Origin of the sequence: Protofrankia sp. Cr1, from assembly GCF_963555865.1 — a bacterium.
Classification (GTDB): domain Bacteria; phylum Actinomycetota; class Actinomycetes; order Frankiales; family Frankiaceae; genus Protofrankia.
In genome coordinates, this window is record NZ_CAUVXO010000353.1 from 1 (window position 1) to 1925 (window position 1925).

The 1925-nt window shown below is 61.1% G+C and carries 1 protein-coding gene; it reads right to left on the reverse strand.

Annotated elements, in window-relative coordinates; genetic code table 11:
- Positions 1–84: 84 nt before the first annotated feature.
- Positions 85–1338, reverse strand: a complete 1254-nt coding sequence (ltrA, locus tag U9980_RS21070; protein WP_322769503.1) for a group II intron reverse transcriptase/maturase — start codon at positions 1336–1338, stop codon at positions 85–87.
- Between the last annotated feature and the right edge of the window lie 587 nt (positions 1339–1925).

Genomic DNA, 1925 nt, shown 5'->3' on the forward strand with positions numbered 1-1925 from the left:
GCCGAGTAGCCGGGGGCATCGCAGCCCCCGGCCCTCACAGATCCGGACGTGAACCTCTCGATTCATCCGGCTCGTGTCGCCCAGTCACCAGGTCGCGTAGCGCAGCTCCCAGTGCGCGAACAGCCGCGGAGCCCGTTCCCGGACACTCCATAGCCATTCTCTTGCGCGCTTCTCGCTTCGCTTCAGCCGCTTGTATTTCTTTCTCGCCCAGTGCATGAGGTGACGATCGACGCGCCAGCACAACGGCCTCACCATGCTCGCGTAGAACACCGTAAAGTAGTTAAGCCAGCCACGCACTGCTGGGTTGATGCCACGCGCGAGGTCATCCAGTGTCAGGGCCGTGCGTCGGTGGATCTTCCACGCGGCGATCCTCCGGCTCATTTCCGCCAATTTCGCCGGGTCAACGGCCGGCAGGAACCTTGCGAAAGCCTTTCCCTGCACCTTGTTGAAGGCCTTTCGAGGACGGAAGGAATAACCACAGAACGTGAACGTCACCACCGAGTAATCCCGCCGGCGCCGACCGTCTTTGCAGTACACCACCTTCGTCTTCTGAGGATGCAGGCTCAGCCCGATGTCGGCCAACCGACGTCCGACCGCGTCCCGCACCTCCCAGGCCTGGCGTTCCGTCACGCAGTGGATCACCGCATCGTCCGCAAAGCGCTCGAACCTCACCCCCGGATACTCCCGAGAGATCCACAGATCGAAGCCGTAGTGCAGAAATAAATTGGCGAGTAACGGCGAGATCGGACCGCCTTGTGGCGTTCCCTGGGTCCTTTCCACTATCGAGCCATCCGGCATCCGCATCGGGGCCATGAGCCAGCGTGCCACATAGAGAAGAACCCATTTCTGGCCCGTGTGGCGCTCCACTGCCTTCAATGTCAGATCCCACGGTACCGAGTCGAAGAAGGCCTTCACATCCAGGTCCACGACCCAATCCTTCTCCCAGCACCGTTGACGGCATGTCGCGACCGCGTCCAGCGGCGACCGTCCGGGACGATACCCGTACGAGTCGTCGTGGAACACTTTCTCCAATTCCGGACCCAGTACGAGCGTCGCCGCCGTCTGTGCTACGCGATCAACAACATTCGGGACCCCCAGGAGTCTCATTCCTCCTTTCTTCGGTATCTCCACCGCGCGGACCGGACCAGGGAAATAGGATCCCGACGACATGCGGTTCCACAGCCGGTAAAGGTTATCTTTCAACCTCGCCTCGAACTGCTCGACCGTCACACCATCCGCCCCAGCCGCTCCCCCGTTCTCCTTCACCTTCAACCACGCATCCCACACGATCTGTTTCGAGATTTCGTGCGACTTGCCCTGGAACTCCGGCCCACTCATGCGACTCCTCCCTCTCGGTTGATCACACTCGTCGGCCTGGGCAACCCCACCCCTTGGCTCCGCCCCCACTGCGATACGCAGGAGCTTCATAGCTACTACGGGTGAGTCCGCCAGCGCGTCCCGCAACGGTACTCAGCCCCTCACGGATTCCGCCGCTTGGAGATCTCCCTCTCGCTCCCGATCACTCGGTCGCAGTATCGAGACGCGCCTTCACATGTTCCATGCGAGAGCCTGAACCGGGCTCATGCTGCCTGTACGCCGGACACCACCTGGGCAGTAGACGGGTGTCCCCCAGGCTCATCCCAGAGCAAAGACCAGACTCTGGTTTCGATGTCATCTGATTAGCTTTCGACGCTTCGAACGGCAGAGGATCTTTTGACCCATCGCTCATCTTCCCGGCTCACACCTGACGCGATCACGCCGCGCCTTTTCCTGCACCGTTCAAGACCACGGTCTTCAACCAAGGCCCCGGCAGGTGGTTTGGAGCCTCCTCCCGTAAGGCGACTCCGGAGGTCCAGACGTTCCTCCATCTACTCGCACAGCACCGAGAGCCAGCTCTTACACCTAGCCCTCGTTCATGTTCACAA